This window comes from Schaalia sp. ORNL0103 (assembly GCF_019429565.1).
Classification (GTDB): Bacteria; Actinomycetota; Actinomycetes; order Actinomycetales; family Actinomycetaceae; genus Pauljensenia.
The window spans coordinates 779,938-796,070 of the sequence record NZ_JAHXSA010000001.1; the positions used below are offsets into that span (position 1 = coordinate 779,938).

Genomic DNA, 16,133 nt, shown 5'->3' on the forward strand with positions numbered 1-16,133 from the left:
CGTGAGGCGTCGAGTTTTCGGCATCGAAACGGAGTACGGGCTCACGGCCGCGTCCCCGAGCGGGGGTGCCCCGATGGATGCCGAGCACGCCGCTCGCCAGCTGTTCGAGCCACTCCTGCATCAGGGGCGCTCCTCAAACCTCTTTCTGCGTAACGGCGGGCGTCTCTACCTCGACGTGGGCGCTCATCCCGAGTACGCGACTGCCGAGTGCGATCGTCTTGAGGATTTGCTCGAGCAGGATCGCGCCGGCGCCGCCATGCTTGCTGATCTGGCGGTTCAGGCAGACGAGGCCCTCTCCGAGCTCGGCTCAGACCTGCACCTTCACCTGTTCCGAAACAACCTGGACTCGCAGGGCAACTCCTACGGCTGCCACGAAAACTATCTTCTCCATCGGCGCCGCGACTTCCGTCAGGTCGCCGATGCGCTCGTCGCATTCTTCGTGACGCGCCAGATTCTCGTCGGTAACGGATGGATCAACACCGCTGCGGCAACGCCGCGCCTGCAGTTCTCCCAGCGCGCCGATCAGATGTGGGACGCCGTATCCTCGGCGACCACACGCTCGCGTCCGATCATCAACACCCGCGACGAGGCCTTGGCTGATTCTGGCGCATATCGACGCATGCACGTCATCGTCGGCGACACGAACGTCGCCGAGCCGACTACCGCGCTCAAGGTCGGTATGACCGAGCTCCTCATCCACGCGATCGAGGATGGCCTGCAGCTCGAAGACCTGGCGCTCGCTGACCCGATGCGCGCAATCCGCGAGGTCAACTCCGACCTGTCCGGCTCGGCACCCCTCGAGCTTGCCAATGGGCGCACGACGAGCGCCGTCGCGTTGCAACGAGAAATCCGTGAGCGCGTGCTCGCCCGCATCCCCGTCGCGGAGCTGGATCCGATGCGCACCTACATCGTCGACCTGTGGGGCAGGGGCATCGATGCCATCGCCAGCGGCGACTGGAGCAGCATCGACACCGAGCTCGACATCGCGATCAAGCACAAGCTTCTCACGTCGTACTGCGCGCGCAGTGGGGCAAGCCTCGCTGATCCGCGCGTGGCTCGGCTCGAGCTGTCGTACTCCGATATCACCGCTGATGGTCTGTGGGAGCGAATGGAACGCGCCGGACTCATGCGACGCCTCACCACCGTCGACGGTGTCCGTCGCGCGCAGACGATCGCGCCTGCGACGACCCGCGCTCACCTGCGCGGACGTATCATCGCAGCCGCCGAAGACGCCCGCGCCGACCTGAGCGTCGACTGGGTGCACGTGCGTCTCGATGAGTCGTCGACGATTCCGTTGTCCCTGCAGGATCCGTTAGCCACAGCCGACCCGCGTGTTGACGCGCTCATCGCGCAGATCGACTCTCAGTCTCCTACGATTCCCGCATGAGCCCCGAGTCGTCGTCCCCTGATTCCCGCGCCGTCAGCCGCGCGCGCGGGTCCTCTCAGCGAGCGGCTGCGCGTGCACAGCGCTCCCGTGGCATCTCCCGTGCATCTATCTTCCTGCGCGTTGCGCTCGCAGTGGTTCTCATCGCCACGGGAGGTGGACTCGCCTGGTGGGCTTTCCATCCCCGCCCCGCCGCCAACGAAGCGAGCGCGCCCGAATCTGCCACCCAGTCGCCAACCCTCGGCCTGTTCGACCGCGTGACCGTGTCCGGGCGCGTCGGCGCGACACCGACCATCGAGATCAAGGCTCCGCTGGAGATCGACGGTTTCAAAGCGCGCGTGCTCGAGGAAGGCAGCGGTCGTGAGATTACTGAAGGCTCACCCGTCCTCGTCTCTGTCACCGCCTTCGACGGAACCAGCGGACGCATGCTCTCCGAGTCCGGCCGCCCCCAGATGAGCCTCGGCATCGTCGGCTCCGGCCAGATCAATGACGACCTGTCACGTCTGGTCACCGGCAAGCGCGAGGGCACACGTGTGCTCGCATTCCGTTCCATCACGATGGGTGACGGATCGCCGAACACCATCGAGGTCGACGTCGTCGATATCCTGCCGTCGATTGCCACTGGTACGCCGGTCGACGCGAGCGTTGGTCCTATGAGCGTCGAGATGAGCCCGGAGGGGCCGATCATTAGCCATATTGACACGCTTCCCGGCGGCGTCACGACCCAGACCCTTATCAAGGGTGACGGGGTGCAGGTCCATGAAGGAGACCGGGTTGTCGCGCAGTTCACGGTTCTCGGCTGGACCGACGGTACCGTGCGCGTATCCACGTGGGAGACCGGCGTCCCCGAGGTCATCAACTTGGGGACGGCGATGAAGGGCCTCGCGACGGCTCTCGTTGACCAGAAGGTGGGGTCACGACTCGCCATCACGATCCCTCCAGACCTTGCCGCAGGTGACGACACGCTGTGCGTCGTCATCGATATTCTCGGTACTGAACCTGGCACTGCGACGAACGGGGATCAGGCACCTCAGTCGTGAGCGTTCAGCTCGTGAGAGCCCTTTCGCACAAGGCTTGTCGCTTGTGGGACACTGGGAGGCATGCTGAGATGGATGACCGCCGGTGAATCACACGGACCCGCACTGCTCGCAACGATCGAGGGACTGCCCTCCGGCTTGCATGTGGCGACGGAGGACCTGCGCCGTGGCCTCGCGCGTCGTCGCCTCGGCTACGGTCGCGGCGCTCGGCAGAAGTTTGAGGCCGACGAGGTATCGATCCTGGCCGGTGTGCGTCACGGCGTGACAACCGGCGCCCCGGTGGCTATTCGCATTGGCAACTCTGAGTGGCCCAAGTGGGAGACGGTGATGAGTGCCGATCCGGTTGATCCGTCGGAGCTTCTCATCGACGCGGGAACGGGAGACGAACGCGAAATCGCTCGTAATCGTCCGTTGACGAGGCCCCGTCCCGGTCACGCGGACCTTCCCGGCATGCTGTCCTACGACCTGTCCGAGGCTCGCCCCGTCCTTGAGCGCGCGAGTGCCCGAGAGACTGCTGCGCGCGTTGCACTCGGTGTGCTCGCCGAAGCCCTGCTTGAGCAGGTCGCCGGTGTTCGTCTCGTGTCCCACGTCGTCTCCGTCGGGGCCCAGCGCGCCGAGGCCTCGTTGACGCCTACTCCCGCGGACGAGGCGGCGCTGTGCGAGGCCTCGATGCGCACACTCGATTCGGAGGATAACGCCCGCTTTGAGGCAGCCGTCGATGCTGCCAAGCAGGCGGGTGACACGATCGGCGGCGTCGCCGAAGTGATCGCATACGACGTTCCCGTCGGCCTGGGCACACACGTGACCGCGCGCGAGCGCCTCGATGCACGCTTGGCCGCCGCACTCATGTCGATTCAGTCCGTCAAGGGCGTTGAGATCGGAGACGGTTTCGCTCAGGCCGCACTGCTCGGCTCCGCGGCCCACGACGAAATCGTGCGGGGCGAGGATGGTCACCTGACGCGCGCCTCCAACCACGCCGGGGGCATCGAAGGAGGGACGTCCAACGGCGCGCCGATCGTCGCGCGCGCTGCGTTCAAGCCGATCTCAACCGTTCCGCACGCGCTACGCAGCGTCGACCTCGCAACGGGTGAGGAAGCAGTGGGCTTGCACCAGCGCTCCGACACCTGCCAGGTCGTGCCCGGCGCCGTGATTGCCGAGGCCGAGGTGGCCCTCGTGCTCGCGGATGCTCTGTCTGATCACGCGGGCGGCCGATCTGTTGGCGAGATGCGCAGGAATCTCGAGGCGTACCTCGCGGTGGTGGGGGAACGCGCATGAGTGCTCAGGGTCCCGTTGTCCTTGTGGGTTTGCCCGGCGCGGGCAAGTCTAAGGTTGGGCGGCTGCTTGCCGAGCGGTTGGGCGTTGACCACATCGATACAGACGCCCTCGTCGTTGAGCGCGAAGGCCGTCCGATCGCTGATATTTTCGCCACTGACGGAGAAGCAGCTTTTCGCGTGATGGAGACCGAAGCGGTCGCCGATGCGCTGACGCACGATGCCGTCGTCTCGTTGGGCGGGGGAGCGGCAGCGACTTCCGCCGTTCGGGAGCTCCTCTCCGGGCACACGGTCGTCTACATTGATGCTCCTCACGAGGAACTCGTTCGTCGCACTGCCTCGAAGACGCATCGGCCGTTGCTGGCGAAGGATCCGTCCGGGACGCTCGCGCGCCTGCGCACCGAGCGCGAGCCTCACTACCAATCCGTCGCCACCATGGTCGTCGAGTCGGGACCAGGTCCCGTCGACGACGTCGTCACCGCCATTGCACAGCAGTTGGAGCACGCATGAGCACGATTATCCGCGTCACCGGAGAACACCCCTCGACTATCACTGTCGGACACGGGCTCGGCTTCGAGCCGATCTACGAGGCCCTCGACGAGGCCGCGACGAAGGTGCTCATCATTCACGCGCGTCCTCTCGCTAGCCGAGCCGAGGCCCTGGCGCAGTACCTGCGTGAACAGCGGATCGAGGCCTCGACTGCCGACCACCCCGATGCCGAGGCCGGCAAGTCAATCGAGGTTGTTGCGTCCCTGTGGGACGAGTGCGGGCGTCTCCAGCTCGGGCGTAAAGACGCGATCGTCGCCATGGGTGGGGGAGCGACCACCGACATGGCTGGTTTCGTCGCAGCAACGTGGCTGAGGGGCATCACACTCATCAATGTTCCGACGACGCTGCTCGCCATGGTCGACGCAGCCGTTGGCGGTAAGACGGGAATCAACACGACCGTTGGGAAGAACCTCGTTGGTTCTTTCTATCCGGCAACCTCCGTGGTTGCCGATATGGATCTCCTCGCGAGCCTGCCCGCGCCCGATCTGGCGGCCGGTGCCGCCGAGGTCATTAAGTGCGGTTTCATTGCCGACCCGGAGATCCTGCACATCGTCGAGGAGACGGAACCAAGCGAGCTTCTGCGATCGAACAGCCCGCAGCTTGCTGAGATCACCACCCGCGCGATCGCAGTCAAGGCCCGCGTCGTGTCCGCCGACCTGACCGAGGGCGGCCTGCGTGAAATCCTCAACTACGGGCACACCCTCGCGCACGCCATCGAGCGCGCGAACGACTACACCTGGCGCCACGGCGATGCGGTGGCCGTCGGCTGCTGCTTCGCGGCGCGCCTGGCCCAGGCCCGTGGCCTGCTCAGCGCTGACGATGTTGCTCGCCACGACCAGCTTTTCTCCCGCGTCGGGCTACCCACCCGCTACGAGGGAAGCACTCTCGATGAGCTCACCCACATCATGCTCTCCGATAAGAAGGTACGGCGTGGAATCCTGCGCTTCGTCCTCCTTGATGGCATCGCGAACCCCAGGACGGTCTCCGTCGATCCGCAGGAGCTGCCGGCACCCGCGTCGCAGATCGGCATTCGCGCATGAGCCTTATCGTGTTGATCGGAGTGACCGGAGCCGGCAAAACTACCGTTGGACGCGAGCTCTCCCGCCGCTACGAATTGCCCCTCTACGAGGTCGACGAGGCCGTCGAAGAACGCCTCGGCGCACCTATGCGTACTCTTGTCGTCGGGCGTGATCCGCGTCTGGCCGCCACCGCACGCGAAGAAGCCGAGCGGCTCCTTGGACTCGACGAGGGCATTGTCACGCTCGGCGCCTCTCAGCCGCTCGACCCAGCCACTGCCTCGTCGATCGAGCGGGCGCGCGCAAACGGCGCGTTCATCATCGAGCTCAGCGCCGATCTTTCCGCGATATCTCGCCGAGAAGGCCTTGGCGCTCCACGCTCGGTTGGCCTCGGTGCACCACGCGCCGTACTGACTCAGCTCATGAAACAAGCGCGCGAGGCATACGCCTCCGTGGCCGACACAACAGTGGATACGAGTACCCGCACCCCGCAAGAAGTCGCGGATTTGGCCGCGCACGCGTGTAAACTGGCCCCTGATTACTGATTCCTTCTCAAGTGAGGTACCCCTGTGGCAACGACCAATGATCTGAAGAACGGCCTGGTTATGGTGATCGACGGCCAGCTCTGGCAGGTTGTCGAATTCCAGCACGTCAAGCCCGGCAAGGGCCCGGCCTTCGTGCGCACCAAGATCAAGAACGTCCTGTCCGGCAAGACCGTCGACAAGACTTTCAACGCGGGCCTGAAGATCGAGACCGCGACCGTCGACCGTCGCGACATGACGTACCTGTACCAGGATGGCACCGACTACGTCTTCATGGATCAGTCCACCTACGAGCAGATCAACGTTCCCGCCGAAACCGTGGGCGACGCCCGCAACTTCATGGTGGAGAACCAGAACGTTATCGTCTCCCAGCACGACGGCACCGTCCTGTTCGTTGAGCTGCCCGCCACCGTCGTCCTGACGATCACGCACACGGAGCCCGGCCTGCAGGGCGACCGTTCTTCCGCCGGCACCAAGCCCGCGACCCTCGAGACCGGTTACGAGATCCAGGTTCCCCTCTTCATGGAGGAAGGCACCCGCGTCAAGGTTGACACCCGCGACGGCTCGTACTCGGGTCGCGTGACCGAGTAATGTCGAAGCAGCACCGCTTCACCTCGCGTACCAAGGCCCGCAAGCGCGCGGCCGACGTTGTCTACGAGGCCGACCAGCGCGGCATGGGGTCTAACCCCGACGTGCTGCGCGACCTCCTGCGCGAGCGCCGCGTCATCACCGCGGCTCAGACTCCGCTCCCGGAGTTCTCGATCCAGATCATCGCCGGTGTGGCGGACAATCTGCGCCGCATTGACTCGCTGATCTCGGCGCACGCGCGCGTGCCCGGCCTGGATCGTATTGCCGCCGTCGACCTTGCGGTCATGCGCGTGGCGGTGTGGGAGATGCTCGAGAACGACGAGGTGTCGCCGATCATTGTCATCGACGAGGCCATCTCGATCGTTCGCTCGATCTCGACCGACACGTCGCCGTCGTTCGTGAACGCGGTCCTCGACGCGATCCGCAAGGATCTTGCGTCCCCCGCATGGTCGCGTCGCAGCTCCGAGGAAGAGGAAGCGCACGTTTCCGATGAGGCCGAGTCGTCGTCCGACGATGAGCTGCCCGCGCAGGAAGCGCCCGCGCGCGCTCTGCCTGCCGGCGCCAAGCCGCTGGATGGCGGCAGCGTCGAAGACGAGCTCGACGAACTCCTCGAGGAGTACTGAGCGTTCGCTCTACATGCCTAGTGGGGCCGACTCTCGAATGAGAGTCGGCCCCACTTTTTACTTCAATGCTGTGGCAAGTACAGGCGCAGCCGACCAGGACGGTTATGCGATTGAACTTGGGCATATGAGTCGGGGCAGGATCATGACGATCCTGCCCCTTTGTTGCCTGCGTCAGAGGGCAAGGCGAGTCGTTCGCACGTCCCAGAATTCGGGGCCGTCGACGATGACCTCGAAGGTCCACTCGCCGGGCAGCTGCGCGATCTGAGCAAGCAGCGGACGAGGCAGGTGGGGAGCGCGAATGATGAAGGATTCACCAGCGTTCATCGACTGGGCAGCGCCGAGGACAGCCGCGTGACGCAGACGGTGGGGGATAGCGGTCGCATCAATGGTCGGCTCGACAACATCGTGTTCACCGCAGCCACAGCCGCCACCGTGGACCTCGGGGTGGGGAAGCTGTTCGATTGTCATGGTGTGGCCTTTCTATAGTGAAGTATCTGAGGCGCCGTCGGCGCTCACTGAATTTTACCGGGTTTGCCCCTTTCATTGCAGCGCCAACGGGACTACGTATTGTCATCGAAGACGAAATACCCGGTAGGGGTATTGTCGCATACCCCTACCGGGTATAAAACTATGCACGCTCCGGGACACCGCTTTGTTTTCTTCGCGCGCACAATGTTGCGCGATGACTTCGCCACGATCGCCTTCTGGCAACACCACGTGGTGTTTCACACGTGGAGGCGTCACACCGGCTCCTGACGAGGAGCGTAGGATGGAATGCGACAGATCCTTTAATGACCGTCCCGTGAGGCGGGGAAGGAGTAAGCGTGGCCGAAGTGCACGCAGATCGCGCATCGCGCGGCAAAGAAGTATTAGGAGTTGGCGACGTCGCACGCTCCCTGACCCGTATCGCCTACGAGATCGTTGAACGAAACGGCGGCAGCGATAACCTCGTCATCGCAGGCATCCCCACTCGTGGCGCAACGTTGGCGCGTCGTCTCGTCAATCGGATTCGGGAAGTCTCCGGCACCTACGCGGAGCTCGCGATTATCGACACCACGATGTACCGAGACGACCTGGCCTCTCAGCCCCTGAGGGCTCCGAAAGAGACCCTGGTGCCTCGCACTGGCATCAACGGCAAGACCGTCGTCCTCGTTGACGATGTGCTGTACACCGGCCGCACCATCAAGGCTGCGCTCGATGCTCTTACTCGTATCGGTCGCCCTGCGGCCGTTCAGCTCGCGGTCCTCGTCGACCGTGGCCACCGCGAGCTTCCGATTCGCCCGGACTACGTTGGCAAGAACCTTCCGACCTCCCGCGACGAAATCGTCACCATTCTGCTCGACGAAACAGACGGGCGCGATGGCGTCCTTCTCGGGAAAGGCCTGTAAACGATGAGCCTGAGCCATCTCATTTCGATCCGTGACTTGACGCGCGAGGAGGCGATTCTGATCCTCGACACGGCGGAGCAGATGGCCGCCACTCAGCGCCACGGCGTGAAGAAGCTTCCGACGCTTCAGGGCAAGACCGTCGTCAACCTCTTTTTCGAGGATTCGACGCGCACCCGCATCTCCTTTGAGACCGCCGCCAAGCGCCTAAGCGCCGACGTCATCAACTTCCAGTCCCGCGGCTCCTCTGTCTCCAAGGGCGAGTCACTCAAGGACACCGCGCTCACGCTGGAGGCCATGGGCGCGGACGCGGTCATCGTGCGCCACTCCTCGTCGGGCGCCGCACACCGTCTCGCGCACGCCGGCTGGATGAATCTGCCGGTCCTCAACGCGGGTGACGGCACCCACCAGCATCCGACGCAGGCACTCCTCGACGCAATGACCCTGCGCCGCCACTACGCACCGTCGCTCGGCGAGGATGGAACGCCCGCCCCCGGCTCCGGCCTCGACGGCGCACACGTCGTCATCGTCGGCGACGTCCTCCACTCGCGCGTGGCGCGCTCCAACGTCGATCTCCTGACGCTCCTGGGCGCCCGCGTCACCCTCGTGGCACCCCCGACGCTCCTGCCGATCGGCGTGGAGACCTGGAACTGCGACACCTCCTACAACTTCGACGAGGCCCTGGCGAGCCGCCCCGACGCGGTCATGATGCTGCGCGTGCAGCGCGAGCGCATGTCGAGCGCGGGCGGTGGTTTCTTCCCGTCGCCCGGCGCCTACCACGCGGAGTACGGCCTCACCCCGGCACGCTTCGCCACACTGGCGCCCAACGCCGTCGTCATGCATCCCGGCCCGATGAACCGAGGCCTCGAAATCTGCGCTGAGGCAGCCGACTCAGACCAATCTGTCATCGTCGAACAGGTGTCGAACGGTGTGTGCATCCGCATGGCCGCCCTCTACCTGCTTCTCGCATCGGAAGGACACAGCAATGACTGAACAGACCCGTGACATCCTGATCACCGGAGCCTCGCTACTCGGCGGGGAACCCACCGACATTGCGCTGTCCGGTGGCACCATCGTCGCGATCGGTGCCGATGCTCGCAACGCCGTGCGTGACCCGCGCATCATCGACGCCGAAGGCCTGATCGCCCTTCCCGGCCTCGTCGACATTCACACCCACCTGCGCCAGCCCGGCGGCGAGGACGCCGAGACCGTTTTCACAGGTACGCGAGCGGCCGCGGTCGGCGGCTACACGGCCGTCCACGCGATGGCCAACACGACGCCCACACAGGACACGGCCGCCATCGTTGACCAGGTGCTGCGCCTGGGCGAAGAGGCCGACTGGGTCGAGGTGCGTCCCGTCGGTGCCGTCACCAAGGGCCTGGAAGGCAAGCAGCTCGCCTCTCTCGGCTCGATGGCCCGCTCGCGCTCGAAGGTCCGCGTCTTCTCCGACGACGGCAAGTGCGTGTCCGATCCCGTCCTCATGCGCCGCGCCCTCGAGTATGTCAAGGGCTTCGGCGGTGTGATCGCCCAGCACAGCCAGGATCCGGCCCTCACCGAGGGCGCTCAGATGAACGAGTCGACGTTGTCCGGCGAGCTCGGCCTGGCCGGTTGGCCCGCCGTCGCCGAAGAGGCGATCATTGCCCGCGACATCCTGCTCGCCAAGCACGTCGGCTCGCGCCTGCACGTGTGTCACCTGTCGACCGCGGGTTCGGTTGACCTCGTGCGCTGGGGTAAGGCACAGGGCGTGGATATCACGGCCGAGGCCACGCCTCACCACCTGCTCCTCACCGAGCAGCTGGCCGCCACCTACGACCCGCTCTACAAGGTGAACCCGCCGCTGCGCCGTGCCGAGGACGTCGAGGCCGTGCGCGAAGGCCTCGCCGACGGCACGATCGACTGCATCGGCACTGACCATGCGCCGCATCCCCTCGAGATGAAGGACTGCGAATGGCAGGCCGGCGCGTTCGGCATGACCGGCCTGGAGACGGCGCTGCCGATCATCATCGAGACGATGGTGAACACGGGCCGCATGGACTGGGCGGACGTTGCTCGCGTAATGTCGACTGTTCCCGCCCAGATCGGCCGCGTGGAATCGCAGGGCCAGGGCCTGGTCGTCGGTGCCCCCGCACACGTCACCCTCGTGGATGCGACGGTGCGCGTGACGGTTGACCCCGCCAAGCAGTGGACGCGCTCCACGAACTGCCCCTTCCGCGGCATGGAACTGCCCGGACAGGTGCGTTACACGATCTACAACGGCGTCCCGACGGTCGTCGACGCCACCCCGATTGCCAAGGAGGACCGATGACCACGTCCGATATCGCTCTGCTCGTCCTGGAGGACGGCACCGTTTTCAAGGGCCGCGCATGGGGCGCGAAGGGCCGCACACTCGGCGAGATCGTGTTCTCGACCGGCATGACCGGCTACCAGGAGACGCTCACCGACCCGTCGTACCACCGCCAGATCGTCGTTATGACGGCCCCGCACATTGGCAACACCGGTGTCAACGACGAGGATCCCGAGTCCTCGCGCATCTGGGTCGCGGGCTTCGTCGTGCGCGACGCCGCCCGCCGCGCCTCCAACTGGCGATCGCGCCGCGAGCTGGAGGACGAGCTTATCTCTCAGGGCATCGTCGGCATCGCGGACGTCGACACCCGTGCGATCACCCGGCACATCCGCGAGCGCGGCGCCATGCGCGCCGGCATTTTCTCGGGTGACGCGCTGCCCGTGGGCGCGCAGTACCTGGGGGACGAGGCCGTGGCCTCCCTCATGCGCATCGTCGCCGATTCACCCGCGATGAGCGGTCAGGCGCTCGCCGCCGAGGTGTCGACGGACGAGACCTACGTGGTGGAGCCCCTCGGCGACTTCGAGGGCAAGGAACCCATCGCGCGCGTCGTCGCCGTCGACCTCGGTATCAAGTCGCGCACGCCCTACCACCTGGCCGCGCGTGGAGCGCGCGTCTACGTGGTGCCCTCCACCGCATCTTTCGCCGACATCGAGGCACTCAAGCCGGACGGCGTCTTCTTCTCCAACGGCCCCGGTGATCCGTCGACGGCCGACCACGAGATCGGCGTGCTGCGCGCCGTCCTCGACGCGGGTATCCCGTACTTCGGTATTTGCTTCGGTCACCAGCTCTTCGGCCGCGCCCTGGGCTACGGCACCTACAAGCTGGACTATGGTCACCGCGGCATCAACCAGCCGGTGAAGGACGTGGCCACGGGCCGCGTGGAGATCACCGCTCACAACCACGGCTTCGCCGTGGATGCTCCGGTGGGGGAGCCTTCGGTCGCTCCCTTCGAGTCGGGCCGCTACGGGCGCGTCGAGGTCTCGCATGTCGGCCTCAACGACGGCGTCGTCGAGGGCCTGCGTGCCCTGGACATTCCCGCCTTCTCCGTCCAGTACCACCCCGAGGCAGCTGCGGGCCCGCACGACGGCGAGCTGCTCTTTGATCGCTTTATTTCCCTGATGACTGCTGCTAAGGAGACCCACTGATGCCCCGCAGGAACGATCTGTCGTCCGTCCTCGTCATCGGATCGGGCCCCATTGTCATCGGCCAGGCGTGCGAGTTCGACTATTCGGGCACGCAGGCGTGCCGCGTGCTCAAGGAGGAGGGCCTGCGCGTCATCCTCGTTAACTCCAACCCGGCGACCATCATGACCGACCCGGGCATCGCCGACGCCACCTACGTCGAGCCGATCACCCCGGAGGTCGTGGCCTCGATCATCGAGAAGGAGCGCCCCGACGCGCTGCTTCCCACGCTGGGTGGCCAGACGGCGCTGAACACGGCCGTCGCGCTGTCCGAAATGGGCGTTCTTGAGCGTTTTAACGTCGAGCTGATCGGTGCGTCGATCGACGCGATTCGCGCCGGTGAGGACCGCGAGGAGTTCAAGGAGATCGTCGAGCGCTCCGGCGCGGAGGTCGCACGTTCCTTCATCGCCCACACGATGGAGGAGTGCCACGCGGCCGCCGCCGAGCTCGGATACCCCCTCGTCGTTCGCCCCTCCTTCACGATGGGCGGGCTCGGCTCCGGTTTTGCTTACACCCCCGAAGACCTCGAGCGCATCGCCGGCCAGGGCTTGGCCGCCTCAATCACGACCGAGGTTCTGCTTGAGGAGTCGATCCTCGGCTGGAAGGAATACGAGCTCGAGCTCATGCGCGACAAGGCGGACAACGTCGTCGTCGTGTGTTCGATCGAGAACGTCGACCCGGTCGGCGTGCACACGGGTGACTCGATCACGGTCGCTCCCGCGTTGACCCTCACCGACCGCGAGATGCAGCGTCTGCGCGACATTGGTATCGCCGTCATCCGCGCCGTGGGCGTGGACACGGGCGGCTGTAACATCCAGTTCGCGATCCACCCCGAGACGGGGCGCATTATCGTCATCGAAATGAACCCGCGCGTGTCGCGTTCGTCCGCGCTGGCCTCGAAGGCGACGGGCTTCCCGATTGCGAAGATCGCCGCGCGCCTTGCCACCGGCTACACGCTCGACGAGATTCCGAACGACATCACTGGCTCGACCCCGGCCTCGTTCGAGCCGACGCTCGACTACGTGGTCGTCAAGGTCCCACGCTTCACGTTCGAGAAGTTCCCGGCCGCCGACCCGACCCTCACCACCTCGATGAAGGCCGTGGGCGAGGCCATGGCGATCGGTCGCTCCTACACGGAGGCCCTGCAAAAGGCTCTGCGCTCGATCGATAAGGGCGGCGTGCAGTTCCACTGGGACGGCGACGCGCCCACGCCGGAGGAGACGCGCGCGCTCGTCGAGGCCGCTTCAGTCGGAACCGAGGGTCGTCTCGTCCAGGTCCAGCAGGCAATTCGCGGCGGTGCAACCCTCGAGGAACTCTTCGAGTCGACGAAGATCGACCCGTGGTTCCTCGACCAGATGTTCCTCCTCGACGAGGTCGCGACTCGCATTCGCGAGGCCGAGGCTCTCACGGGCGACGTCCTCGCCGAGGCGAAGCGCCACGGTTTCTCCGACCGTCAGATCGCTGCGATGCGCGGCCTGTCCGAGGACACGGTGCGCGAGGTGCGCGGCGCGTTTGGTATCCACCCCGTCTTCAAGACGGTCGACACCTGCGCCGCCGAGTTCGCGGCCCGCACGCCCTACCACTACTCGACCTACGACCAGGAGAACGAGGTCCGTCCGCGCGAGCGCGAAGCCGTCATCATCCTGGGTGCCGGTCCCAACCGCATCGGTCAGGGCATCGAGTTCGACTACTCGTGCGTGCACGCCGCCATGTCGCTGCGCGAGCACTACGAGACCATCATGGTCAACTGCAACCCCGAAACGGTGTCGACCGACTACGACATTTCCGACCGCCTCTACTTCGAGCCCCTCACGCTCGAGGATGTCCTGGAGATCTACCGCGCCGAGTGCGCGGCCGGCCCCGTCAAGGGCATGATCGTCCAGCTCGGCGGCCAGACTCCGCTGTCGCTGGCAGCCGACCTCGAGCGCGCCGGGGTGCCGATCCTGGGCACCAGCCCGCGCGCCATCGACCTTGCCGAGGACCGCGAGGAGTTCGGCAAGGTTCTTGAGGCGGCGCAGTGCCCGGCTCCCGCGCACGACACCGCGAACACGCCCGAGCAGGTTATCGCCGTTGCTGAGCAGGTCGGCTACCCGGTCCTCGTTCGCCCCTCCTTCGTGCTGGGCGGACGTGGCATGGCGATCATCAACGACGAGCCGGCGCTCCGCGAATACCTCGCAAGCCACGACTCCGAGCTGCTGTTCTCGCGCGGCCCGCTCCTCATCGACCGCTTCCTGGACGCGGCCATCGAGATCGATGTCGACGCCCTGTACGACGGCGAAGAGCTTTTCATGGGCGCGATCATGGAGCACATCGAGGAGGCTGGCATCCACTCGGGCGACTCTTCCTGCGTGCTGCCTCCCATGACCCTGTCCGCGCGCGAGCTCGAGCGCATCACGGCCTCCACCGAGGCGATCGCTCGCGGCGTCGGCGTACGCGGCCTGATCAACATTCAGTTCGCTTTGCTCTCCGACACGCTTTACGTCATCGAGGCGAACCCGCGTGCCTCGCGTACCGTTCCCTTCGCGTCGAAGGCGACGGGCGTGCAGCTCGCGAAGGCCGCCGCTCTCATTCAGGTGGGCGCGACGATCGCCTCGCTGCGCCAGGAGGGCCTGCTGCCCACCCACGACGCCCGCGAGATCCACGACGGCGGTTCGATCGCGGTGAAGGCAGCCGTTCTGCCCTTCAAGCGATTCCGCACGGCAGGTGGCGAAATCGTCGACACCGTCCTCGGTCCCGAGATGCGCTCGACAGGCGAAGTCATGGGCATCGACCGCGACTTCCCGACCGCATTCGCCAAGTCACAGCTCGGCGCGTCGACCGATATGCCGACGTCGGGCACCGTCTTCATTTCCATTGCGGATACCGACAAGCGAGCAATCGTTCTGCCGGCTGCCCGCATGCACGAGATGGGCTTTAACATCCTCGCGACCTCCGGAACAGCATCGGTTCTACGCCGCAATGGCATCGAGGCCCAGGCCGTTCGTAAGTCGTCCGAGGGCCGCGGCGACGGCGGCGAGCCGACGGTCGTTGACCTCATCAACGACGGCTCGATCGACATGGTCGTTAACACGCCTCAGCGCAGCGCCCCGCGTAATGACGGCTACCAGATCCGCACCGCCGCTGCCTCGCAGGACCGCCCCGCGGTGACCACGCTGCAGGCATTCAACGCGATGGTCCAGGCCATCGAAGTGCGTATGCGCGGAGCATACTCCGTGCGCTCCCTGCAGGAATGGGATTCGATTCGATCGGAGGAGACACGATGACTACTGCCGCAATCAAACCTGGTGGCGCCGCCGGCTTTGGCGACCGTCTCTACGCCGCCATGCGCACGTTTGGACCCGTGTGCGTGGGCATCGATCCTCACGCGGCCCTGTTGCAGGAATGGGGACTTGACGACAACGCGAACGGTGTGCGAGAGTTCTCCCTTCGCGTCATCGAGGCGCTCGGCGGTCGCGTCGCTGCCTTCAAGCCTCAAGCGGCTTTCTTCGAGCGTCACGGCTCTCGCGGCGTTGCCGTTCTTGAGGAGGTCATCGCCGCCTGCCGCGAGGTCGGCACGCTGTGCATTGTGGATGCGAAGCGCGGTGACATCGGCTCGACGATGGACGGCTATGCGCAGGCGTTCCTGTCGGATTCTTCTCCACTCGCCGGCGATGCAGTCACGCTCTCGCCCTACCTCGGCGTCGGATCGCTGACTCCCGCCCTTGAGATGGCGCAACAGACCGGCAGGGGAGTGTTCGTCTTGGCGCTCACGTCCAACCCTGAGGGAGCCTCCGTGCAGCACGCCCGCGGCGAGGACGGAACAAGCGTAGCGGGCCGCGTCGTGTCCCAACTGGCGGACTTTAACAGGCAGTGTGACCAACAACACCTCGGCCCTGCGGGCATCGTCGTCGGGGCCACGGTCGGCGATGCGGTGAAGCGTTTGGGCATCGATCTCGCGTCGCTGAAAGGCGCTTTTTTGGCTCCAGGAGTGGGCGCACAGGGCGCTGGCCCGGCGCAGGTCAGGGAGGTTTTCGCCGGCGCCGAAGATGCTGTCCTTGCCTCGTCTTCCCGTGCAATCTTGCGCTCCGGCCCGAGTATCGCCGGCCTTCGAGACGCCTACCGTGCAACGGTCGATTCGCTGCAATAATCTGCTGTGTTACTAAAGAAGCAGCGTTTTGGTCTGGCACTAGTGGTCTGGAAGGTGACATAGTTTATTTACCGAAGATCCCAACCG

Annotated in this window: 15 protein-coding genes; 14 read left to right on the forward strand and 1 reads right to left on the reverse strand. The window is 65.5% G+C overall.

The genetic code is table 11. The features are described 5' to 3' along the window. The first annotated feature begins 1 nt into the window (after position 1). From pafA to nusB, 8 genes are read left to right on the forward strand one after another with little or no spacing between them, the layout of a single operon-like run. Positions 2 to 1,387, forward strand: coding sequence for a Pup--protein ligase (pafA, locus tag JJJ16_RS03485; RefSeq protein WP_219751391.1), 1,386 nt, complete (start codon positions 2 to 4; stop codon positions 1,385 to 1,387). Beyond that, positions 1,384 to 2,424, forward strand: a complete 1,041-nt coding sequence (locus tag JJJ16_RS03490) for an FKBP-type peptidyl-prolyl cis-trans isomerase (RefSeq protein WP_219751392.1) — start codon at positions 1,384 to 1,386, stop codon at positions 2,422 to 2,424. Before pafA ends, JJJ16_RS03490 begins: the two co-directional genes overlap by 4 nt. Before the next feature lie 60 nt (positions 2,425 to 2,484). Further along, entirely contained in the window at positions 2,485 to 3,696 is a 1,212-nt protein-coding gene (gene aroC / locus JJJ16_RS03495) for a chorismate synthase (RefSeq protein ID WP_225904978.1), read from the forward strand. Continuing rightward, positions 3,693 to 4,202: a shikimate kinase gene (locus tag JJJ16_RS03500; RefSeq protein ID WP_219751393.1), complete on the forward strand. Its 510-nt coding sequence runs from the start codon at positions 3,693 to 3,695 to the stop codon at positions 4,200 to 4,202. Before aroC ends, JJJ16_RS03500 begins: the two co-directional genes overlap by 4 nt. Further along, positions 4,199 to 5,281 (forward strand): 3-dehydroquinate synthase, encoded by a 1,083-nt coding sequence (gene aroB, locus JJJ16_RS03505; protein ID WP_219751394.1) that lies wholly within the window; start codon positions 4,199 to 4,201, stop codon positions 5,279 to 5,281. Before JJJ16_RS03500 ends, aroB begins: the two co-directional genes overlap by 4 nt. Beyond that, the gene (locus JJJ16_RS03510) at positions 5,278 to 5,802 is read left to right on the forward strand and encodes a shikimate kinase (RefSeq protein ID WP_219751395.1); all 525 of its coding nucleotides are present in this window, start codon (positions 5,278 to 5,280) and stop codon (positions 5,800 to 5,802) included. Before aroB ends, JJJ16_RS03510 begins: the two co-directional genes overlap by 4 nt. 24 nt (positions 5,803 to 5,826) lie before the next feature. Continuing rightward, complete coding sequence (gene efp / locus JJJ16_RS03515; RefSeq protein ID WP_007589238.1) at positions 5,827 to 6,390, forward strand: elongation factor P; 564 nt, start codon at positions 5,827 to 5,829, stop codon at positions 6,388 to 6,390. Continuing rightward, entirely contained in the window at positions 6,390 to 7,010 is a 621-nt protein-coding gene (nusB, locus tag JJJ16_RS03520; protein ID WP_219751396.1) for a transcription antitermination factor NusB, read from the forward strand. The genes efp and nusB overlap by 1 nt, the downstream gene beginning before the upstream one ends. A 171-nt stretch (positions 7,011 to 7,181) precedes the next feature. On the opposite strand, the gene JJJ16_RS03525 is transcribed toward nusB, so the two are convergent. Continuing rightward, positions 7,182 to 7,478, reverse strand: a complete 297-nt coding sequence (locus tag JJJ16_RS03525) for a DUF2249 domain-containing protein (protein WP_219751397.1) — start codon at positions 7,476 to 7,478, stop codon at positions 7,182 to 7,184. A 356-nt stretch (positions 7,479 to 7,834) separates the two neighbouring features. Between JJJ16_RS03525 and pyrR the strand changes: the two genes are divergently transcribed. Genes pyrR through pyrF form a run of 6 tightly spaced genes read left to right on the forward strand, consistent with a single transcriptional unit; the run spans position 7,835 to position 16,046 of the window. After that, on the forward strand, positions 7,835 to 8,398 hold the full coding sequence (gene pyrR / locus JJJ16_RS03530) for a bifunctional pyr operon transcriptional regulator/uracil phosphoribosyltransferase PyrR (RefSeq protein WP_003792391.1): 564 nt from the start codon (positions 7,835 to 7,837) through the stop codon (positions 8,396 to 8,398). A 3-nt stretch (positions 8,399 to 8,401) separates the two neighbouring features. Beyond that, the gene (locus JJJ16_RS03535) at positions 8,402 to 9,388 is read left to right on the forward strand and encodes an aspartate carbamoyltransferase catalytic subunit (protein WP_060567277.1); all 987 of its coding nucleotides are present in this window, start codon (positions 8,402 to 8,404) and stop codon (positions 9,386 to 9,388) included. Further along, entirely contained in the window at positions 9,381 to 10,700 is a 1,320-nt protein-coding gene (locus JJJ16_RS03540; protein WP_219751398.1) for a dihydroorotase, read from the forward strand. The genes JJJ16_RS03535 and JJJ16_RS03540 overlap by 8 nt, the downstream gene beginning before the upstream one ends. Next, on the forward strand, positions 10,697 to 11,884 hold the full coding sequence (gene carA / locus JJJ16_RS03545; protein WP_219751399.1) for a glutamine-hydrolyzing carbamoyl-phosphate synthase small subunit: 1,188 nt from the start codon (positions 10,697 to 10,699) through the stop codon (positions 11,882 to 11,884). Before JJJ16_RS03540 ends, carA begins: the two co-directional genes overlap by 4 nt. Then, positions 11,884 to 15,183, forward strand: coding sequence for a carbamoyl-phosphate synthase large subunit (gene carB / locus JJJ16_RS03550; protein WP_219751400.1), 3,300 nt, complete (start codon positions 11,884 to 11,886; stop codon positions 15,181 to 15,183). The genes carA and carB overlap by 1 nt, the downstream gene beginning before the upstream one ends. Beyond that, the gene (gene pyrF, locus JJJ16_RS03555) at positions 15,180 to 16,046 is read left to right on the forward strand and encodes an orotidine-5'-phosphate decarboxylase (RefSeq protein WP_219751401.1); all 867 of its coding nucleotides are present in this window, start codon (positions 15,180 to 15,182) and stop codon (positions 16,044 to 16,046) included. The genes carB and pyrF overlap by 4 nt, the downstream gene beginning before the upstream one ends. Positions 16,047 to 16,133: the final 87 nt, after the last annotated feature.